The organism is Paenibacillus sp. sgz302191 (genome assembly GCF_057749925.1).
In genome coordinates this window covers 43,053-65,428 of record NZ_JBYLHY010000013.1, presented here as the reverse complement: position 1 = coordinate 65,428, position 22,376 = coordinate 43,053, and the positions used below count along the sequence as shown (strand labels likewise).

The following is a 22,376-nucleotide window of genomic DNA, read 5'->3' as shown; positions in this document are numbered from 1 at the left end:
TCCTTCCGCTCATACCAGCTCGCGCCCCCGAAAAGAGACCGCTTCGGCGGCGGCTTCCCAATAGCCGGTCAGCTGCGGATCGTGCCACCCTGCTTTGGCTGCGGGCACGCGTACCCATCGCCCTTGGCTGTACACCCATCTTCGTTCGGGCAGCAGGGTGAACAACTCCTCCGGAGATTCGCCGTCCGCAATAACGAAATTCGCCCTGCAGCCGGCTTTGAGGCCGTAATCCGCAAGTCCGAGCACAGCCGCCGGAACGTCGGTGATCATCCTTAGCAATGTGCGAAGATCGGCCGGACGGCCCATGTGGGCAGCGTAGGAGCCGACAAGCGCAATTTGCACCAGATCGCCGCGTCCGAAGGGATGGAACGGATCATGAATATTGTCGGAAGCTACCGCAATCGGGATGCCCGCTTCCCATATTTGCCGCAATCGGGTTACGCCCCGCCGAACCGGGAACCGGTCCCGCCGTCCTTGCAAATACAAATTCACAGCCGGCAAAGACACTGCTTTCAAACCGCTGTCCGCCATTTGCGCGATCAATCGGGCCGCGTCCTCTTCCGTCATGGAAGCCAGCGCGCATAAATGATCGACGGTTACGCGGCCCGCAAATCCGTATTCTTTCGTCCGCTGCGCAATGTGCCCGACCGTGCGGACCGCCGGATCGTCCGTCTCGTCCGCATGCAGATCGATCGGGAGACCGTGTTTTTCCGCGAGCCTGAAAATCCGGTCGATGTCCGCTTGCGGCGTCTGGGACAGATGAGGCGCTCCGCCGATTCCGTCTACGCCCATGCGGATCGCTTCTTCCACAGCCTCGTCGTCCGCAGCGCCCATGTAGTAAGGGCACATCGGAAACAGCTGCAGGCTAATGTAGGGAGCCAGCATCCGCTTCGCTTCCAGCGCCGCCTCTACGGTGCGCAGCGCAACTTCCCGCGAATGCTTCAGATTAAAATCGAGATGCGTACGGATATGCGTCGTACCGAAAGACAAAGCCTGCATCGCCGAGCGGACGATTCTCGACTTGATTTCATCCTTCGTAAAATAAGGGGCGGCCGCTGAGTAATTGCCGACCGCTTCTTCCAGCGTGCCGCTTATGTTGCCGACGGCCGTCAAAGAGAACGATTTATCGAGATGCATATGGGAGTCGACGAGTCCCGGAAGCAGCATTTTTCCTTCGGCATCCAAAATCGCGACAGCCGCAGCAGGCGCCGTCTGCGGGTGCCATTTTTCAAGCGGTATCGAGTCGGGCCGCTGCACACGGGCCTGCTGCGCCTGAATCTGCGTCCACACACCGTCGCGAACCGACAGCTGATACAAACAGCTTTCATCCACCGTCGGCAAGCGAACGTTCCACAAATCCACATTCATCCACGAAGCCAATACCTCCACCTCCCGTTTGCTCGCCCGTTACTTTTTAGGCAAAAATTGCGTCGTGAACACTTTATCCGTATCTTCCGCCGTTTTAAGCACGCCTGCGTCGACAAGCTGCTTTTGCGCTTCGGCCCAGCGCTCCTTGGTCATGATGCCGACGCCTTTCGTCGCAGCGTCTCCGGTGAAAGCAAAATCTTTTTGCTTTTCGGCGCTGTATTTCATCATGTCCAGGCCCATGTCCGGATTTTTTTCTTTAATGGCCGGGTTGATTTCATCGGAATGATCTTTGTAGTACTCCCAGCCCTTGACAGTCGCTTCAACGAACGCCTTCACTTGATCCGGATGCTCTTTTATCATTTTTTCCGTCGTAAAATACGTATTGGCATAAATGCCGTAGCCGGAATCCGCAATCAGCTTCGTTTCGAAATCGACCTTTTGCTGATCCAGAGTGAACGGCTCCGATGTGATGTAGCCTTGCGTCACCGCATTTTTATCGTTAATAAAGTTGACCAGTTGGCCGGTATATTTCATCTCCTGCGCCTGATCCAATTTGTATTTTTGCTTAATGTACTGCCAGTAGCTTGCCGATGAGGCGACGTACACCTTATGGCCGTTCAAATCGCCAAAATCTTTAATGCCCGAGCCTTTGTGATAAATAAGGACTTGCGGGCTTTTTTGAAACGCCGTGGCGATCGCGACGATCGGAATTCCTTCCTGTCTGGCCACGAGAATGTCGTCGCCGTTGGACAGCCCGAATTGCGCTTTGCCGGAAGCGACGATTTGCGTGGACGATACTTGCGGACCTCCGGGGGTCAGGGTCATGTCGAGCCCGGCATCCTTGTAAAAGCCTTTTGCGAGCGCGGCAAAGTTGCCTCCGTGTTCCGGTTCTGCGAACCAGTTCAGGACGAGCGTCGCGGGAACAAGCTCTTTGGCGGCTGCCGGCGTCGGGGCGGAAGCGGAAGCTGCTGGCGTACCGGCCGCCGGTGTCGGTGAAGCTGCTGGCGCTGTCGATGACGTATTCCCGCAAGCGGCTAATACGCTCGTCGCGGAAAGGAGACAAAACGAGACAACTGCAAGGCGTTTGGACGAAATTTTGTCAGCACGGTTCAATACTTTCATACTCAACTTCCCCTCCGATTAGTTAGGCTCTGTGTAAATTCATTTAAAATATATGATCGATGTCATATACAAGTCAATAAACCTCACATTTATTTGGTTGATTTCACAATGTTTTTGATTGAATTTTGTGAAAACTCCATCAAAAGAAAAGACGCCTGCCTTCACTGTCTTGACTGAGTGCAGCATTAAGCCAATGGGAACGATAGTAAGGCCATCCTTTATGGGATGGCCTCTCTATAAAGCGAATCGAAAGAGGCACCCGATCGGGTGCCCCTTTCAAACGATTATGCACTTGAACAAAGCCCTAATCTAAAGATTCTACCCACGTGTCGACTGAAACCACCTCGGCCTGATGAGGGAACACCTTCTCGATGAGAACAAGGTGAACCTCAGGATCCGCATTGATACAGGCGTCGGACAGCACCTTAAGGGCATACCCCTAGTCCCACCTAAAAGTAAAGCTAGCGACTATGAACGCGACGACGACCCATGCACCGAGCAGAAGCACATTTCCCCACAGGCCGCCGATTCCGGTGCCGACGTTCATAACTTCACGAAGCGAGTCCGACAGGTGTGTAATCGGCAGCGCCTTGACGAACGGCTGAAGGAACGAAGGCATGTTCTTCACTGGGAAAAATACGTTCCCAAGGAACATAAGCGGGAACGAAATGAGCCCAGCGATCGGCCCGGCGCTCTCCGGCGTTTTTGCCAGACCGGCGATGATGAAGCCAATCGACATGAAGACGAGCGTCCCCAGAATGACGAACAGCAGCAGAAGCGGCCAAGACCCCATAACCTTGACTCCAAACACAAGCCGGGCGATCAGCAGCACGATTACCGCCTGCGTTCCGTTGAGCAGCAAGCGGGCCGTAATTTGCGCGGCAATGAACGTGCGCGCCTTGAGCGTCGTGCTTTGCATGCGGCGGAGGACGCCGCGCTCGCGCCAGGAGGAGATTTGTCCGGCTACGCCGTTCAGGTTGCTGGACATAATCATCATGGCGACGATACCCGGCACGAGGAAATCGATGTACCGCAGGCCAAGCGATTGAAGCGGCTGGGCGTCGACCGTAACGGCTGGAACATAACTAACGATCGACTTGCTGATGCCGTCGACGACACCGTTCACGAAGGCGAGTCCGAGCTGGGAGACGGCCATATTTTTTTCGTCGTAATAGACCTTAAGCTTAGCCGGGTTTCCACCGCCCGCCTGCAGCTGGCCGGCATATCCTTTAGGAACAACGACGACCAACTGCTCGTCGCCCCGCTTCAGCGCATCCAGCGCTTCTTGCTCCGATGACGCCGCATCGAGATTCAACGTCTTCTGAGCGCGAAACGCTTCGACAACCTTCTTCGAAGCCAGGCTGTTGTCTTGATCGATGACGACGCCGTTCAGATTGCCGGAATTTCCATTTCCGAGAAAGGAGCCGAGAGCAACCATCAGGAGGATAGGAAATAAAAGGGAAAAGAACAGCACCTGCCGGTTTCTCGAAAAAAGGCGAAGCTGCGCCTGCGTTAGCTTCAAATAGGCTTTCATTGTTCCCTCAAGCCCCTTCCCGTCATATGGATGAACACATCTTCAAGCGTGGCGGTGCGGGTGCTCAGCTCTGTCAGCCTTAGCCCCTCGGCGTCGGCCTGTTGGATCAGGTCGATAAGCGACGCTTGAAGCTTGTCGGTGTAAAGGACGAACATGTTTTTACGCTCCTCCATACTGGAGATATGCTCCACAGAGGAAAGAAACGATTTCAACCGGGCCTGCTCGTCCGGGCTTCGCTCATCCCAATCCGGGACGCGGAATTCGATAGCGTTCTCGGAGGACAGGCTGCGAATGAGATTTTGCGGCGTATCGAGGGCGATAATTTGTCCGCGGTCCATGAGACAGATACGATCACAAAGGATATACGCTTCATCCATGTAATGCGTAGACAAGATAATCGTTTTTCCTTCCTTTTTTAGCCGCAGAATGATATCCCACAGAGTCCTTCGCGCTTGGGGATCGAGGCCGGTCGTTGGCTCGTCCAGAAACAGCACGAGCGGATCGTTCACGATGGCGAGCGCGATGGCGAGACGCTGCTTTTGGCCGCCGGACAAACCTTTGACCCGTGCGTTCAGTTTATCCCGGAGAATCATGCTGTCAAGGAGAGGCTCGACGGGAACCGAGCTTTCGTAAAAGCTTGCGTACATCTCGGTAGTTTCTTTCACCGTCAGCAGATCGAACAGTGAAGTCGATTGAAGCTGTACGCCGATCACCGCTTTCACTTTATTGAGCTGCTTAATCGTGTCGAATCCGGCCACCTTGGCGGAGCCTCCATCGGGCCTGCGCAAGCCCTCGATCATTTCCATCGTTGTCGTTTTGCCCGCTCCGTTCGGTCCGAGCAGGCCAAATACTTCGCCCTGCCTCACCTCGAAGCTGACACCGTTCACAGCCGTAAAATCGCCGTACCGCTTTACTAACCCCTCAACCGTGATGATGGGCTTCGCGGTAGCTGGAGGTACCGACTCGTACTCTATACGGGTTTCCATTGTGGGTCCCTGCCTTTTTGAATTTAGTTACTATCTCCAGCATATCAATACCTTCCCGCCACAGCAAGTGAAGGGCGACGTTGGCCGGCATTTTGCCACGCCGGCGCGGTCGTCATAGCTTGGTGGATTAAGCTACTTGAATCAAAATCAGTTGTAAATTAAGATCAAATTATGAGTATGTTAATTCCGTGTCACATTTGCCCGGGAGTCGGCAAGCCAAGCACGCGGAGCGCTTCCTCAAGTGCCTCCATATATGTTTTTGTGATCCACAGGCGGTGGGAAACAACTTCCTCCGGGCCTTTCAGTATCGGGCACGAGCTGTAAAAATGGCTGAACAGCGAAGCCAGCTCAAAGGCATAGGCGCAAATTACATTCGGAGCCAACTGCTGTATCGCCGTGTCCAGCGTCTCCGGCCAGTAGGCGATATGCCGCAGCAAACTGAGCTCCTGCGGCCGCAGCAGCGTCGCGTCCGCAAGGAAAGAAGCTTGCTGCAGCCGCTCTTCTCCGGCTTTTTCCATGATGCGGCTGGCTCGCGCGCAGGCGTACAGCAAATAAACGCCGGAGTTGCCCGTCACCTCGGTGGCCTGCTGCAAATCGAATACGACCTCGGTTGACAGGTTGTATTTGAGCAGGTGGTAGCGGATCGCCGCCGCAGCGATTTCCCGGCTCGATATGCCCTCGTTCCGGGAACGCTTGGCATCGATGGCCGCTTCCATGCGACGGAGCAAATCGGCCACTTTGATGCCGATGCCCTGGCGGCCGGACATCGCGTAAGAGCTTTTGCCGTCGGAAACGTCAATCCCCAGACCGGCAGCGGTATCGGGGCTCAGCGAAACGACGCCGTAGCTCACATGCCGCAGCCTGGCGGCCTGCTCCGCGCAGCCGAGCGATTCAAGCGCCAGCTTTACCATCGCTTGAGGATATTCCTGCCGGTGATCGATCACATTGATCACGATGTCGGCTTGGCCGACCGGCCTGCCGCAGCCTTCCGGCGCGGTCGACCAGATGCCGTCGGCAAACGGCTTGTAGACGAAATCTTTGGGCAGCAGCCCGAATTTCCACAAATGGTAGGCGATATCTTTGGCCGTGTACGTTAAAATACCATTTCCCCGAACCAGCACTTTATCGGCTTGAAAATCGGATGCATGCGCCTCGTCCTCCGCTTCCTCCCTATGCTTCAGCACCCAGCAGCCGGCGAGCTTGCCTTCGGTCACTTTGCCGAACGTAGCCGTGCGCTGCAGCATTTCGAACGCCGCCTGCCATAAACCCTCCCGCACGATGCTGCTTTCCCAGACGAGTACGTCGTATTCAATCCCGAACTGCTTCATCTCCTCAAGCTGCTCGCGGACGATGCGCTCCGCCACCAGCGAGCCGATCCACGCCAGGTTGGAGTTCCCCGCTTCCAGTGCATGAAGCACTGTCGAGCGCTTTTCCAGCAAGGCAGGGTTCGCCTTGTACTCCTTATTCACCCAGGCATACGTCTCCCAGCAAAAATCGCCGAAACGGCTGAACGCCCGCTGCGGTTGTTCCGGTTGTACGGATTGTCCGGGCTGTTCCAACTGCACTGACTGTTCTGTTTGCTCCGGTTGTTCCGGTTGTTCCGGTTGTTCCGGCTCCGCATGCAGTATACCCACCACCGTATCCGCCAATTGGTTGCCGAGATCGTCAATATAATTGTGAACCTCCACCTCACAGCCGGTACGCGCGAGCATGCGGGCCAGCGTGTCCCCTATGCAGGAATTTCGCAAATGGCCGATATGAGCCGATTTGTTCGGATTAATCGAAGTGTGCTCGACCAGCACTTTCGTCCGCTTCTGCGGCGCAGCGGGGGCCGTGCGCCAATCTTTTACCGCCCATGCCTGCCAGTCGACATAAAAATTAAGAAAACCCGGCGGCGCAGCGGCGATTTTCCGGAACAACCCTTCCATGCCGCCCGCCTCCTCCAGCAGCTCCTGCAAGCTTGCGGCAATGAGCATCGGCGGTTGCTTGAGAACTTTGGCCAGCTGCATGGCGATGTTCGAGCTATAGTCCCCGTGATCCGGATGCGGCGGATGCTCGATGACCACTTTAAGCGCATCGGGCCAAATCGTCCCCGAACGTTCCAGCAGCGCGCTTGCCTGCTTTTTAATCTCTTCGGACAACAAAATATGAATCATGCCGATTCCTCCTTCGGTTTGCGCAAAATCAAAAAGCCCCCGTCTCTTAAACAAGAGACGAGAGCTCAACAGTTCCCGCGGTACCACTCTAAGTGTTCATTTTCGCATATGCAAAATAAACCTCTCGATCGATAACGGCAAAAGCCGGATCTCCCTACTGTCGGCTTATCCGCTTCAGAAGACCATTTCCCGGGACCGTTTCATTCAAGGCGTCCGTACCGGTTCCCACCATAGCCGGCTCGCTGAGACTGGACGTCAAAAACTACTTCCCCGTTCATCAATACTCACATATGTAATTGGCTGAATATTTAAAATCATTTATACAGGAACGCCGCCTGGTTGTCAAGGGGGCTCTCGCCGTGCTGCCGCCCTGCCGCTTGCCGGTTCCCGGCCTCAGCCTGCAAATAACCGAATGATCATAATGCCGCCAAAAGCCATGGACATTCCCGACAGCTCCAAAGGGCTGAACCTGTCCTTAACGACAAAGCGCGTATAAAGCAAAACAAGCAGAACGTTAAGCGCTACGACCGCGGATACAAGGCCCGCCTTGCCTACGTCGAAAGCGCGCAAAATAAGGATCATGCCGACCACATTCGTAATGCCGACGGCCATCCCTATCCCGAACGTCCGCCACTCTCCCCATTGGGCAGGGGCTGCTTCAGTACGGACCGAGTGCATCCGGTCCTTCAGCCACCAGCCGCCGAAGCAGACGGTTCCCATCGCAAACATGCAAAAAAGCGACGGAAACATCGGCGCCGCCTGAAGCGTGGACCATTTGCCGGATAAATCGTTGCAGGCGAACAACAATAGCGAGAGCAATCCCCACTGGGCTCCTTGGAGATTGTTTATGGAAATGTCGTTCGAGTAGCGGACGAGCAGCACTCCCGCGACGATGACGACGAAGGCGATAACCTGCATGCCGCTCAGCTTCTCCCCCCACAATCCGTAAGCGGCCACAACGACGATGACGGAAGGCAGCGCCGTCAAAATCGCCACAAGCGACGCCTTGCCAACGGCGAAGCCTTTGAACATGCTGGCGTTGGCGCCGAAGGAGAACAGCCCCATTTGCAGGCCGATCAAGGAGGACGCCGTCCAGCTTTGCTTGTATATGACGCTGCACACAAGACTAAGCAGCGCGCCCATAAAAAAAGCACCGCTCAGCAAAGCATTGCGGTTCAACGACTGCTGGCTTGTCCAGTGATACAAAATGCCGCGCAAACCGAAACTGATCGCAGCGAATACCGAGAAAATAAGCCACATGAAGATGCGTACTCCTTTCATTTCCGTTTCCGGTGGAAAGTTTACCACATCTTAAGGCTTCCTACAACGAAATTTATGCAGCATCAAGAGCATCGCGGAGGCCGCATGATGCGAAAATGGTTTCATGGATTCGGACAACCGTGCAATCGCATTGCTTTCGGATTGCATATTCATAGTATTGTAAGTTAATAGTTTAGAGGAGCTGATGGAATGGTTCGCATCGTTGATTACCAAGCGACACAGCCGCTTAATAAATTCAATTTGGCCAAGTCTTTTACGATACCGTTCTCGCCCAAAAGAGTCCAGCTTGCGAAACTCCGGCTGCATCTTTCCCGCAAAGCGTCACGGGTCGAGCTGATTGCGAGCGTCGGCGTGCGCGGTATCACAGGTATCGCCCAGATTAAATTCAGAATTTTCCGGGATGGAAAAGAAATTTTCAACACGATACAAGGTATTGAGTCTACAGGATCCGAGCAAAATTACATCGTTACGTTCCAAGCGATTGATTTCGACGTAAAATCTGGCTCTCATCAATATACGTTAACAGCCGAAAATCTGACAAAAGGAACAAGAGCCGATGTCGTTGGGCCGATCTCGTTCAGCGCGTTAGCTATAAAAAAACACTAATAATCCGCTTGAAAAAACGCCTCCAAACCGCTATACAAGCGGAATGGGGCGTTTTTTTGCAACAATTCGTACCGGAGAGGACTTTCGGTCCTCACAAGCTTTGCCCGCCGCCCAATTTGCGGCAGCGCTATGACGGAGGCCAATTTGCGGCTGCTCTGCAATGATTCCAACCTGCGACAGCGATGTGACTGTCTCTTTCGCACCTCGCGCAGCTCCCTACGCGCGGTGTTTCGCTGCATGACAGCGGTCCGTCGCCGCTGCTGCTGACATGCAACCAATGCAGCAAAGATGGCTCAGCCGTTCAATGAACGGTTAGGCAAGCCAACAAACCTGCGAAAGTGCAGGCTGCCTGGAAACCCGCAGGCCGGAGCCGGCCGCACCATCTGCCTGGTTACGCGAAGAAAACCTGCAAAAATACAGTTTTTGCTCGGTTGAAACGCCGGCCACGGCAAATTCCTGCAATTGTGCAGGCTTTTCGCCGTGAACATGGGCTCTGATTCAATTTCGCCGAAAATTCCTGCACAATCGCAGGCTTTTCGCCAAAATGAACCCTTTTCAGGAAAAAAAACTGCACTTTCGCAGTTTTTTCCTCTGCCAAGCCGCCTTGGCCCCCCTCCCACACTTCGGCTCCGCAATTCGTGTATGAGAGATGTCGGTTGGGGTAGACGGCTCCACAACTCGTGTATGAGAGGTGTCGGTTGGGGTAGACGGTTCCGCAACTCGTGTATGAGGCTTCGGTTGGGGTAGAACGCCTGTGCCCCTCTGGTTCCACACTCCTTCACTTTATCAACAAGCTGATTTTTGCAGGTTTCTATGCGCTGCTTCTGGCGGGCGAGTTTTTTCAATAGTCCGTGCTTCGCAGTTTTACGAACTGTCAAGCGGGGCCGCCCCTTCGGCAACTAAACTGCGCAGTGGGGCAGCCCCATCCATCCGTCTACTCCAAAATTTTCCTTGCTACGGCAGCAAGGTCGACGATATCGACTTTGCCGTCGTTGTTGATGTCGGCTTTTTGGTACTGGCTCCAGTCCGGATCGGCGGACGTTTTGCCGTATGCCACCGCCACGATGCCGAGATCGCCGATGGAATACTTGCCGTCGCCGTTCGCATCGCCTGGGGCCGCCGTGTGCACGGAGGCAGCGAACGCTTGCAGTGCCGCCGCCAGATCGCTCACGGCCTGCTCGACTTCCGCTTGCGTCGCGGAAGCATTGTCGGCTGCGGCTTTCGCTTTGTCGATCGCCGACTGCAGAGCCGCCTTCGCGCCAACCGGATATTGTCCGGCGCTGCCTCCCTCAACCGCCGCATCGTGCTTGGCCTGAGCGTCCAGGATCGCTGCGCGAAGCGCGGTTTTATCCGCCGTCGGCTGCACGCGGATGCGGAAGGAGACGCCTTCCACCTGCTTCTCCGCTCCTGCGCCGTCGGCTACGGTGGAGCCGACGACGGAAACGGCGGCTTCCGCTGCGGAGGCAAGCGGTTTCGCTTTCCAGCTCAGCTTGAGCCATTCGCCGTCGGCGTGAATGGCGCTGCCCTCGCCGAGCGCAGCCGCAACGATCCGGATTTGCCCCGGCGTCTGCGCGGGGTCCGAAACGGCCAACACCCGGAAGCCTTCTCTGACGGACTCGGCGGATACGAATTCAAGCTGGTCCGGGTTGTAGGACAGCGTCAAATCCTGCGCGTACACGCTTTTCGTCACATTGCTCAATCCGTACGCCAGATCGAACGGCTGCCCGGCGACGGCCGAGGTCGGCCCCGTTAGTGTGGACGCAATGGCATCCGCAGCCGTTACTTGAATGTTCACGGTGCGCACTGTCGTCAGCCCGGCATGATTGACCGCCGTAACTGTAAAGGTATGCGCGCCTTGCAAGCCGAGGAGCGGAATTTTTTGCCCGTTGGTTACGGGATTTCCGTCAAAGGTGATCGTAACGGTTTGCACGCCTGATTCCGGGTCTTCAGCCGTTACCTGCACCTCCAAGGTTTGCGATTCCGTCATGCGCTCGGGAGGCAGTCCGGAGATGACCGGTGCCGTAACATCGCCGGACGGTGACTCGCCGCCGACCGTATACATATGCGGTGCGGGAGGAGCCGTCATGCCTGCGCCCAAGTAAAAACTCGGATGCGGAGGCTGGTTGTAGGCGACATTTTGCCAGGCTACGCCCAATCTGTAGACAGGGTCGTGCATCAAAGTGCGAATCCGGTAATCGGTCAAATCCGTCGTCGAATAAATCCGGAACTCGGAGCTGTCTTCCGACCTCCACATCACTTCCTCCCGCCAGTCGCCGAACAAATCGGCCTGCAAGCTGGAATTCGCTTTGGTGGAGTTGTTCGAGGCGGCGCCGACCGCTGTGAACAAGTTATCGGTTTTATGATTGACGTAGTCCCACTTGTCGATGCGGTTGGCATCCTGGAGCTCGCGCAGCAGGTCGCCGTCCCACCAAACGCCGAAGTTCGTGGAAGAAGGAATCGTCTGGCTGATCAGCTCGCCTTTCGTATTGTACAAGCCCGTCAAAGGTATATGCTGGGCGTTCGTAATCGTAGCGGCCCAAAATTCCTCGCCCAAATAGTTCGGATCAATGTCGGCGGACATGCCGCGTCCCGTGTCGATTCCCGTGCGGATGCCCCAAATGATTTCTCCGGTCGCCGCATCGCGCAGCTCCATGCCGTACGGGGAATCGACATGCTCATGCACGTCGAACTGCTCCAGTCCGGGACGAGCCGGGTCCAAATCTCCGAAATGCTGCGCATCCCCATGCCCAAGCCCCGTGCTGTACAAAATGGTGCCGTCATCGTCGATCGCCATCGCTCCGAAGTTGATTTCATCTTTGCCGTCGCCGTCGACATCGCCCGCAGACAGGTTGTGGTTGCCTTGTCCCGTGTAGGCGGCGTTGCCTTCGTCATTGGTGTCAAAGCGCCACACCTTCGTCAATTGGCCGTCGCGGTAGTTGTAGGCGGCGAGGACGGTGCGTGTGTAGTATCCACGGCTGAAAACCATGCTCGGACGCTCGCCGTCCAAATACGCGACGGTGGCCAAAAAGCGGTCGACGCGGTTGCCGTAAGCGTCGCCCCATGCCGATACGTCTCCCCGTGGGGGATCGTAATCCACAGTCGCCAGCGCTCGGCCGGTCTGCCCTTCGAACACGGTCAAATACTCGCTGCCGAGCAGCACGTAGCCGCTGCTGTTCCGGTAGTCGGCGTCGGCCGAACCGATCACTTGGCCGGTTCCGTCGACCGTTCCGTCCGCCGTCTTAAAGGCGACCTCCGCTTTCCCGTCGCCGTCGAAATCGTAGACGAGGAACTGCGTATAGTGAGCGCCCGCGCGGATGTTCGGTCCCAGGTTAATTCTCCACAAGCGCGTTCCGTCAAGCTTATATGCATCCATGTACACGATACCCGTGTATCCGGCTTGCGAGTTGTCCTTGGCGTTCGACGGAGACCACAGCATGACGATTTCGTAAGTGCCGTCGCCGTCGAGATCGCCAACGCTCGCATCGCCGGCCGAATACGTGTAAGGCTGCCCGTCTTTGGTGTAGGAATCGGCCGGTTTTTGCAGCGGTACGGCCAAATAATTGTTTTGCCATACGGAAATCGCGCCCGATGCGGCTTTTTCCGTACCGTTTTCCACTGTAAACAGCTGGTATTTGGAATCGTTCGTCCCTGTAGTATCGAGGAAATTGGTGCTTCCCGCGATTGGGGCGTCATTCAGTTTGACACCGTCTCTGTACACGTTAAAAGTGATCGAATCGGCATCCGTGCCGAGCATTCTCCACCCGATATATACGCCCGCATCGGATTTGACAGCAAGCGGCGCGCGGTCGATATACTCCATCTGCCTGCTCAGCACCGTAATTGCCTCCGTCGCCATTTGCTCGGAAAGCCCGGAAATGCCTCCCGCGTTCACGGCGGCTACTTTATAGTAGTACGAAATTGTCGTAAGCACGGTCGTGTCCGTATATGAGGCGCTGCGGGTTTTGCCGATCAGCTCGAATGCGCCCCCGGCTTTTTTCGCCCGGTAAATGTTATAGGTGACCGCTTGATCGACGGCAGGCCAGACGAAGCTGATCTCGTTTTTATGAATCGAAGTCAATGCCGGACGGTTCGGTACCGCAGGCGCAGGCTTCGCCGGGTCGATGACCGCCACTTCGAGCGGCTGGGACGGAACCGTCTCATAGCCGGAGCTGTCCAGCGATGTGACGGTGTACACATAGGTCATCCCGACATCCGCCGTAAGATCCGTGAAAGCAACCGTCCCTGTCTCGCCGATCCGTTCAGCGCTCCCGGCGCCGGCCGATTTGCGGTAGATGCGGTACTTGGCGGCATCGCTCACCGCCGTCCAAGATAGCTGAACCGACGGAGGCTCCTGATCCAGCTGCATGCCGTCCAGCTTGAGCCCTGTGGGCGATTGCAAAATCGGCGTGATTTCAATGCCGTTGACGATGCCCGAGGCGCCGCCGAAAATGAAATTCATTTGGCCGTCTTTGACCTGAACTTCGTTGATGACTTTTTCCACGACGGTATTTTTGCCGGCAGATACGGTTCCGAAATCTTTGCCTTCGATCTGCACGGTCGTCCTTGCCGAACCGAGCAAATCGCCGACGTACAGTTTAACCGCATACACGCCGTTCGGAATGTCTACTTTGAATTCCCAAGTGTTGTTAAAATAGCCGATCCAATCGCGGATCAGATCGCTGCCGCCGCTGCCCCGGTCGCGCGTAATCATGCCTGCGTTCGTCGTCAGCCCGTAACCGCGCTCCGGCGTGTAGAGCGTATCGAGCGTAACCGCTGTATAGCCTTCCATCACCGGGCTCGATGCCGTTCCCATGTCGTAGCGGTAAACGGCGGATTTCGTGCTGATGAGCACCTCGTCCGACATCTCCGATTCGCCGCGTCCGTTGACGGCTGTCACGCGAACGCTGTAGGTTTTGCCTTCCGACATTCCGCCGAGGCTGATGGTCGGAACAGTTGCTGTGCCCACCATCGCATACTCCGCATCTGCCGCCGGTTTGCGGTAAATTTTATAAATGTCCGCCCCTTCCACGGCATCCCATTTCAAAACCGCACCGGCGTTGCTGACGCTGCCTGCGGCAAGTCCTGTCGGCTTGGCCGGAACTTGGGCCGGCACTTCGATATCTTTGACCAAAGCCGAGAGCGGCAGGCCGAGGTCTTTGATGCCGCCCGAAAGCATGCGCGCCAGTTGGATCGCCCCGTATTCCTGAAAATGCGTATTGTCCGCCGAACCGTTCGGGAAAGCGCCGTACATGCCCGGTTCCACATGCAGGAATACGGATAAAGTGGCCGCCGGGCCGATCGAATCGTAGTAGGCGATGCTAAGGGCGCTCAAATCGACGAGCTTCACATTCAGCTCCTGCGCCACTTCTTTCATGCCCGATACGTATTCGGGAAAGCTGACGTTGAACTTGCCGGTCGATTCGTTGTAGTCGCGCCGTCCCATCGGCGTCACCAGAATCGGCGTCGCTCCGCGCTGGCGCGCTCCGTTGACATACGTTTTCAAATAATTTTTGTAATCGGGAACGGATGCGTAACGCTCGGGAACGCTGATCGTCGCATCGTTATGGCCGAACTGGACGAGGAAGTAATCGCCGGGCTTGATCGCGCGCAGCACCGCGTCCAAACGGCCTTCCACAATGAACGACTTCGAGCTTCTGCCGCCGATCGCATGGTTGACGAACTGCACGCCGTCGGTGAAAAACCGCGGAAGCATTTGTCCCCAGCCCGCTTCCGGCTTCCAGTACGGATCGTAGGTTTGTACGGTGGAATCGCCCGCGATATAGACGGCCGGAATTTCGCCCGCCTGTCTGTCCGGCAGCTTCGTGATGACAAGCGCATTGATTTTGGGTGCGGAGCCGGTAAAATCAAGATTCAGCTGGCCGTCCACAAGCGCGATGTCGAAGCTCATCTCCAGGTATTCGCCGGCGGCTTTGCTCGTCTGCTGAACTTTCTGGATCGTTTCGGCTTTGATCGCGATATCGGTCGCCGCCGCCTGATCCCCGGCAATGAGCGAAACCGTGTAGTCTCCGTTCGGCAAATCGACGATGAAAGACGTACCCGCCGGCGAAACAAAATCCGATTTCAACGGATCGGAACTATTTCTGTCGCCTGAGCCGACTTTGGAAGGGTCGGCGAAGCCGTATTTCAGCTGCGGCGAGTAGGCGACGCCGGCCGAGACGCCGATGTAGCCGCTTGCTACGGCGCCGGGCCCAAAGTCAAACCGAATGGGCGCCCCTTCGGGAAGCGGCTGCGGAGCGTTGTACGGCGCGCTTGCCGCCACATTCGAAAAATCCGACGAGCCCGCGCTGTTCAAGGCTTTCACTTTGTAGTATAAAGCAGCCGATGTGTCGGCAGCCGTATCCGTATAACCCGCCGATTCGCTGGTACCGATCTCGGCGAACTCCCCGTCCGCAGCTGCAGCCCGGAAAATCGCGTAGCCGGTCGCCCGCTCGGCGGCCGTCCAGGCCAGAGCGACCGAGCTTGCCGTCACACTGCTGACCGCAACTTGCGACGGCGCTGCAGGCAGTTCGACCGCCGGCTTCACCTCCGCTGCGACCGGCCCGCTGAGGGCGGATTCAAGGCCGCTCGCGCTGACCGCCGAGACCTTGTAGGAGTAGCCCGCATTCAGACTGACGGCCGTGTCCGTATAGACTGCGGAGTTGACCGCCGCAAGCTTGACGTATGAGCCGCTCCCGGCCGGAGCCCGATACACATTGTAGCCGGAGGCATCCGCTGCGGCGCTCCACTGCAAGCTCACGGAGGCCGAGCCTTCCGCCGCCGTTATTCCCGTGACGGACAGCCCTTGCGGTACGGCAGGGGGCTGCGGGATCACCTGCTCGATCACGAGCCCGTTCAAATACCCGCCGGTCCCCGTCCCGGTAATGCCGACGGTCAATTGGCCGTCATTGACGGCCGTATGGTATTTGGCTTGCGCCACCGCCTGCTTGGTCGTAATCGTTCCCGCCGTCACGCCCTCAAGCGTCGTTGTCGTCTTCGTCGTGGAGGTGCCCGCCAGCAGATCGCCCGAGTATACCGTCACATCGTATTCGCCGTTCGGCACATCGACCATAAACGTGTAGGACGGACCCAGCACAAAATCGTTAAACAGATCGTCCCCGCCCGAACGGAGCCTGGAAACGACCGTTTTATCGAGCCCGTATCCTAATTCCGGCGCATACAAAAGCTCTTCGTGAACCTGAGTAAAGCCCGCCATAACAGGGCTTGTCTTCGTGCCGAAGTCGAACTTTTTGACGGCGGGCGCGGTTTCCGCTTTAGCCGTCCGAACGCCTGACGGAGACAAAGGCAGGACGGAAGACGCAAGTACGAGCAATCCTAGAACCGTCATAAAAGCTTGCTTCGCTTTTCTTCGCATCATCAGCATAGATACCTCTCTTTCTGTTTCGTTTTGCCATGGACGATGATGTTCATTTGGCCTGAACCCTCCCTCGATTGAAAGTGCTTTCACAACTATGATCTTACTTTTTCGGCCCCTCTGTTTCCCACACAAAATACCGTTATATTTGTTCAAAAATCAGATACAATTCGTATCACTCCCGATGCGGCTTTCCATTCGACAAATTCAGCCATGACTAAAGGCTCATGACAACAAAAAGACCGCCTTTTGGCGGCCATAAAGCGATTAAAGAGCATCCAGGAGTCTGTCTGATGAACCACGTAGCGTAAGCGGCAATATATGCAGTCATTATTCAGTGAAGTATGCACAAAAGTAACTCCGTCGGACAGACTCCTAGCCATGCAACCCCCCAACTAACCGGGGGCAATGACGATAGGGTCCAACCGGGATTTGGATCAGGCTGGTTATTCCTTGCGAAGTCATCTTGTAGATCTCATCACACAATCTGACATCAAATCCGAGGAGCGGATGTCCCCCCAGCCCGATTGCAGATGCCGCCAACAGTAAACGCTGCACAAGCATCCCCGCTTCCATCTGTTGGATGCGGTATCCCCTATACCCCAGGGCTGTTACGAGATGATCTTTGTCTCCTGCCACATGAAAGCATAGCGGAACCTGGGACAGATTCACGTTGTCGGAAGGCATGCCCTGCTGCAGCTTGAGCCGATGATCTCCCTGGCGTACCGGCCGCAACGTATGAGCAGCGCTATCATAATGGTAAGCGCCGTCCGGAATGCCTTCAACGTTATACAAACAGCTGTACAGTGAGACGCGAGAAACGGGGTTCTCATGGGCTCCATCCAAATCATTCCGGTACCTGCAGGAGGCCGTTGCCTCCTGCAGCAGCAAGGCCAACTGCTCTTGGTTTACCTTGCCCATAATAAAATCGCCGTCAGGCGAAAACCGTTTTCGGCTTATTGACGCCAGATCATACGACAACCGCTTCACGCGGGGCAGAGCCACTGCTTGATCCTCGCAGCGAACGATCTTCTCTGCGCCAATATTCCCTAACGGCCGAAACGATTCCAACAAGGATGCTTCGTTCATCTTGATGAGCATCGGAAACTCCTTGACCCTCCGGGAACGGACGTAGTGATCATGCTGAACCGCTCTCAACTCCCGGCACAATTCGGTGGCGGAGCACTCCCGCTCTCCCTCATTCCTACCCGCGAACCATTGGTTCGCAGGCTCCATCGATAGCGGAATCACCGCATACACGCTCTCCTCTCGTTCCGATATCCCGAGAAGACCATTCACGGCTCGATCAAGGAACTGGAAATACACGCCCGACGAGAAGCCGAACCGTTTCGCCACTTCCAAGAGCTGCCCGATTAACGCACCCGCATCCAGTCCTTGCAGACGGTAGGAAAAGTTATTGTATTTAAAGAAGTTTTTCCAAAACAGGGTCGATACAAAAACAGCGCCAAAGCAAGCCGAAACGTCACAGCGATTGCCAAGAGCCCGAGCTAAATAGGCATCGAAGCTGCCTTTGCGCAGCAGCACCAAGCGGTGGTGCGCCACATCATAATGATAGACCCCCTCGGGCAAATCCTCCAGTTTCAGATACACGTATAATTCACTTGGATATAACGCTCCCCCCGAGGGGGCAAACCGCCGGTACAACTGCAGCAGGCCCATGTTTTGTATCATGGAATTCGAGGTAGGGACGGACTGGGACAATTGAGTGAGTCCGAATATGTACCAGAGAAAATGACCCATATGGCGAAGGTCAGGCAGCACCTGCGCTTCACCGCCATCAAGCGTCAGCGGTACTTCCGGCGATAACGGAACCACAGGCAAACCGCGGTAGAGCTTATATGCAAGCGGTCCGTCTTCCCAATCCACCACTGCGTCCGGCGGTTTGGTCTTGTCAATGTCATAATGCAAATTGTGCAGAAATGCCTCCAGATTCATACTTTTCCCTCCTGATAGGAACGAGGGTGTAAACCACTCCACGCTTCAATTTTGGCTACCCTAGTGACAACTTATGGGAACGGATGCGGGTATGGATTGAGATGTTCCAGCGTCAGGGGCTGCTTCGCATACCCGAGTTCCACCGGTACCCTCAACATCCGCTCAAGCCCTGCCACACGGGTAAAGTGATGTCCGAATGTCATCGGCAGCATCCCAGGGATCAGCACTTTCACGCAATGCAGTCCATTTCGAATGATTTCCGGCGATGACAGATCCACCACGATCACATCAAGATTCAATCGGCGGAACGCCTGAAGAACATCTTTCAGATCGTCCGTTAAATCAGCATGCCTGGCCTCCCGCTTAAATTCCTCTTCAAACGATCGCAGCGGGCGATTGTCATCCAGCAGAAATTGCAGGCGCTCCTGCGCTTGCGGCAAAGCGTACAGCAGTGAATGATCCTCCATCTGATGCACCAGGGAGGAATCGTGAAGCATCCGATCATACGCATCCCGGTTCGCTTCAAATTTCTTATCAAGATTCAATACCATGCCGGCCAACTCGTGAACCGCGCCTTTCACCGCCCGCACCGGATCAGGATGAGCTCCGGCCGCACAAATGAGATTAACTCCTGTTTGTTTATTGTTTTTCGCTATCCCCCAAACACTGGGAATCCCGTGCTCCATCGTCGAGTTGTAGAAATACACGTCGAACCCCGCCACAGCTCGCAAACGATCGATCATCAGATGCAATTCCCGGTCGTTAACAGAATATGGGTCAAGGCGCTGGAGAGGCAGCTGCGCATACCAAGTCATCAGAAACGAATCTCGCTCCACTACTTCCAATATGCCGTAAAAAATAGCCTCCTCCAAGCTTCCTCCTAACGCGCATCCGTTGGAAGACTCGAAGACGAAAGAGTGACCGCAGCCCATGCTGTAATAGGCGAGCTGCTCCGGAACCAGAATCGCACGCTCTTGCAGAAACGAATAGCCCCATACCCAATCAATGGGGCGGTCAGGATCGAACGTCGTGAACGGAAACCCCGGCTGAGCATACTGCTCCTTCGTGTGCACCCCTACCTTGACGGGGTCGAGCGCTTGATCTTCCAGATTGCGGAAGCTGCCATGAACGACCGTCCGTTTGCCTCGGGGCGCCAGACCGCAATACCGTTCCAATCCTTCTAAAATGGCGGTCAACTCGCTCACCGCGTAAGAATGAGTTCTACCTGCCGTTCCTACGTCCTCAGCGATCAACGGCAGATTCACGCTCACATCGGCAAACGGCGACGCAAGGTCAACCATTTTCCCATTCAAAAAACCGGTCCGGTTGTCCAGATAGTCTTTGGTCAGCACTTTTTTCAGATCATCCATCGGGCGCGAGCGGTAACTGTCCAAGCTGATCTTTGGACTTGGCTTCAGCGAAATTTGGGCTGCTGCCGATGAATCATCAGGCAATCGGCTGCAAACCGGACACAGCGGGTCAGGGAGAAAGAAGTGAAGTGTGCTTTCCAGCGTTTTCAGGTTGATCACAGACACTTTCTCTGCCAATTGAACCGGTTTGCCTTGCAGCATCCTCCTTGCCTCCGCCACCATCAGATGAGCGGCTTGCAAAAGTCCCGTACGCGAAGCCCACGCATCTCGCGGTATTCCCCCGTGCGCCGTTAGCCTCTGCTGCAGCGCCCGCATCTCCCTGCGGTCGCGTCCCGCCATGAGGCGCCGCGTGTCCGCACACTGGGAGCACCCTTGTGAACCCGGGCGAACCAGCGGCCCGATCACGCCCTCGCCAAATGAAACGAAGCCGCGCAGCCAAGGGATGCCGGCTGGCTGCAGCAGCTCTTCCGCCTTTGGATGAACATAAGGATGCCAAGCATCGTGCAGCACCAGGGCCAAATCCACCGTTTCCGGTACTCCTGCCTGGAAATCGTTCTGACGTACGACTTCGAATTGGGTTGACAGTTCTTCGTAAACACAGTCCGCCAACACCCCGTCTCCCACAATCATAACGATGGCGCTCACCGGGATTCCTCCTCTCGCAGCAACACGCCAAACACTCCTGCCATTTCTTCTTTCGAAAATGGTTCTACGGCCAGATCGAAGACCAAGAGCCGTTTACAGTTCCGTTCCAAGACCTGCAAGGCGGACTGCAGAACCTCCGATTTTACCGTCGCTTCGCAGGATGGAATCTCAAGGCTTAGCGGCAACTGTTCCGCCAGACTTACGGACGATACCTCCAAATGTTGCGATGTGAGACTAGCCGGTTGGTTTTGTGCCTCCAATAGAGCCTGTTGCAAAGCATTCCGCAACGCAAAAGTTACATTCAAGCCTACACCGCCATACCAGCGATCACCCGTACCGACCCAAACCACTGGGAAACCGGACACTGTCTCTCCCAAGCCAATCATCGGCGCTCCCATCATCGTCGTCAAAGCCTGCAAATAAAACTGGCAATGTTTATCTTCTATCGCAGACAATTGTACTCGAAAGACAGACGGCTCCTGACACGCCAGTTGCTTGCCCATCTCCTCAGCCAAACACCTTAGCAGCCCCCGGCCAATGCCTTCCGCAACCGTTTCTCCCGCTCCGACGCCGATAAATTGCTGCGGTTCTATCTTGCTGCCCTCTGCCTCCTGATGGGAGGAAAGCGCCGCTACGAGCAGGCCTGCCATTCGCGACACATACGCTTCAATCCCAGCCAGCCCTGCTTCCCGCCGCGCTCCTTCATGCGTCAGATCGGTACAAATAATGTCCGGCAGCAGCCTAGCCGGCCCTTCCGATAGCGGATCGATTGGCTGGACGCGACACTGAGAGAGCGGCAGCTGCTTTAAGTCCTCCTCCTCCCAAATATGGAAAATCCCTGATTCCGCCGATGCCAACCGGCTGAAGTAAGGAAGCAAGCCGCTCTCACTTTTGCTTGATCTCCGCTCGAGCTGCTGTTCGAAATCGTGAATCCATTCAACTGCGGTACGTCCGGTCACAAGCGGATGGGACATGAACGAATGCCATTTTCCTTCCAGAGTCTCCAGATTAAGCAGGAAGAATCGATTGCTTGGTTCCGAATCGTTCGTTCCTGTAATCTTTTTTAATAATTCAAACACGGCCACATTCGCTAACAGCGCTCCCGCTGTGGAAGAAAAGGCGTGCAGCTCCGGGTCTTTACAAATTGCGGATTCGTGTATGCTGCGCCACGCTGACTCCCAGCAGCCCTCAGAGTCCGGATGCACAAGAGGGCCCGCCATACCCGCCTGCTGCAGACAAACAGCGGGAAGAAACAGCTTCTTCTCCTCTCTGCACACCCCATGTAGAACCCGCAGTTCCTCGATATCACCCTCCTGTGACACAAACAAAATCGAATCAAACGGCCTAACAGCCTCCCGCCAACTACGAATCCCCTCCTTCTGCAGGGTAACCTCCTCTATGGCTGCCTCGGGGTCCGTTTTACGAGCATATGCCGCCAGTTCCAGCATCCGTTGCCGATCGGTCGGCTCTGAGCCCGAGACCAGCACGTGTAACTTGGGCAATCCGGATTCAAGCAGCGCGGAAATGAGCGAGATCAAAAATGGTCCGGAGCCGACCGCCAATACTTTGGACTGACGATAGGATTGAAACCGGTACGCACCCGAATCACCGAAATGGTCCAAAAATTCAATTTGAGAAGCATACTTTTGAAGAACCTCTTCAGACAATTGATGTGGAGTGTCTTGACTCACATCCCGAACAAACCCATTACGATACAACATTTCTGCAATTCCATATACCTGGTTCCGGTGTCCGTCCGGCAATCCGTCTGTCAAATCCGCCAACCTATGCTCCCCGTTGAATATCGGTATCAGCTTTTCAATCCACTGATCGATCGATTCTCCTTCCATGCGGAACGAGCTTACATTGTTTCGAAAATACACACTACCGTTTGGATCAGGGAGAAAAAACGTATCTCTATTCATCTTCGGTCGCATCGAAGGGCTCAAATTTGCCATTCTATTCCTCCTCCGTAAGCTG

General features: G+C 55.6%; 12 protein-coding genes and 1 other annotated feature. Of the genes, 1 reads left to right on the top strand and 11 read right to left on the bottom strand.

All coding sequences use genetic code 11. The features are described 5' to 3' along the window. Positions 1–9: 9 nt before the first annotated feature. From AC3G2T_RS19455 to AC3G2T_RS19430, 6 genes are all read right to left on the bottom strand, one after another. A complete protein-coding gene (locus AC3G2T_RS19455; protein ID WP_488436592.1) occupies positions 10–1,380 on the bottom strand; it encodes an amidohydrolase family protein in 1,371 nt (456 codons plus the stop codon). A 27-nt stretch (positions 1,381–1,407) separates the two neighbouring features. Further along, the gene (locus AC3G2T_RS19450; protein WP_474681656.1) at positions 1,408–2,490 is read right to left on the bottom strand and encodes an ABC transporter substrate-binding protein; all 1,083 of its coding nucleotides are present in this window, start codon (positions 2,488–2,490) and stop codon (positions 1,408–1,410) included. A gap of 439 nt (positions 2,491–2,929) precedes the next feature. Next, positions 2,930–4,024 (bottom strand): ABC transporter permease, encoded by a 1,095-nt coding sequence (locus AC3G2T_RS19445; RefSeq protein ID WP_474681657.1) that lies wholly within the window; start codon positions 4,022–4,024, stop codon positions 2,930–2,932. Continuing rightward, complete coding sequence (locus AC3G2T_RS19440; RefSeq protein WP_488436591.1) at positions 4,021–5,010, bottom strand: ABC transporter ATP-binding protein; 990 nt, start codon at positions 5,008–5,010, stop codon at positions 4,021–4,023. The genes AC3G2T_RS19445 and AC3G2T_RS19440 overlap by 4 nt, the downstream gene beginning before the upstream one ends. A gap of 191 nt (positions 5,011–5,201) precedes the next feature. Next, on the bottom strand, positions 5,202–7,166 hold the full coding sequence (locus AC3G2T_RS19435; RefSeq protein WP_488436590.1) for an arginine--tRNA ligase: 1,965 nt from the start codon (positions 7,164–7,166) through the stop codon (positions 5,202–5,204). Between the two features lie 50 nt (positions 7,167–7,216). After that, positions 7,217–7,453: a binding site (T-box leader), on the bottom strand. Between the two features lie 106 nt (positions 7,454–7,559). Continuing rightward, positions 7,560–8,426, bottom strand: coding sequence for an EamA family transporter (locus tag AC3G2T_RS19430; protein ID WP_488436589.1), 867 nt, complete (start codon positions 8,424–8,426; stop codon positions 7,560–7,562). Between the two features lie 210 nt (positions 8,427–8,636). On the opposite strand from AC3G2T_RS19430, the gene AC3G2T_RS19425 reads away from it, so the two are divergent. Next, positions 8,637–9,053 (top strand): exosporium protein C, encoded by a 417-nt coding sequence (locus AC3G2T_RS19425; protein WP_488436588.1) that lies wholly within the window; start codon positions 8,637–8,639, stop codon positions 9,051–9,053. Positions 9,054–9,444: 391 nt separating this feature from the next. Here AC3G2T_RS19425 and AC3G2T_RS19420 read toward each other — a convergent pair whose 3' ends face one another. The 5 genes from AC3G2T_RS19420 to AC3G2T_RS19400 all read right to left on the bottom strand — a co-directional run bounded on the left by AC3G2T_RS19420 (position 9,445) and on the right by AC3G2T_RS19400 (position 22,354). Then, positions 9,445–9,651, bottom strand: a complete 207-nt coding sequence (locus AC3G2T_RS19420; RefSeq protein WP_488436587.1) for a hypothetical protein — start codon at positions 9,649–9,651, stop codon at positions 9,445–9,447. A gap of 336 nt (positions 9,652–9,987) precedes the next feature. Further along, positions 9,988–16,425 (bottom strand): rhamnogalacturonan lyase family protein, encoded by a 6,438-nt coding sequence (locus AC3G2T_RS19415; protein ID WP_488436672.1) that lies wholly within the window; start codon positions 16,423–16,425, stop codon positions 9,988–9,990. A 375-nt stretch (positions 16,426–16,800) separates the two neighbouring features. Then, positions 16,801–18,381, bottom strand: coding sequence for a SagB family peptide dehydrogenase (locus AC3G2T_RS19410; protein WP_488436586.1), 1,581 nt, complete (start codon positions 18,379–18,381; stop codon positions 16,801–16,803). 71 nt (positions 18,382–18,452) lie between these two features. After that, positions 18,453–20,381 carry a TOMM precursor leader peptide-binding protein gene (locus tag AC3G2T_RS19405; protein WP_488436671.1) on the bottom strand — a complete coding sequence of 643 codons (1,929 nt, stop codon included), beginning with the start codon at positions 20,379–20,381 and terminating at the stop codon, positions 18,453–18,455. A gap of 11 nt (positions 20,382–20,392) precedes the next feature. Further along, the gene (locus AC3G2T_RS19400) at positions 20,393–22,354 is read right to left on the bottom strand and encodes a putative thiazole-containing bacteriocin maturation protein (protein WP_488436670.1); all 1,962 of its coding nucleotides are present in this window, start codon (positions 22,352–22,354) and stop codon (positions 20,393–20,395) included. Positions 22,355–22,376 lie beyond the last annotated feature (22 nt).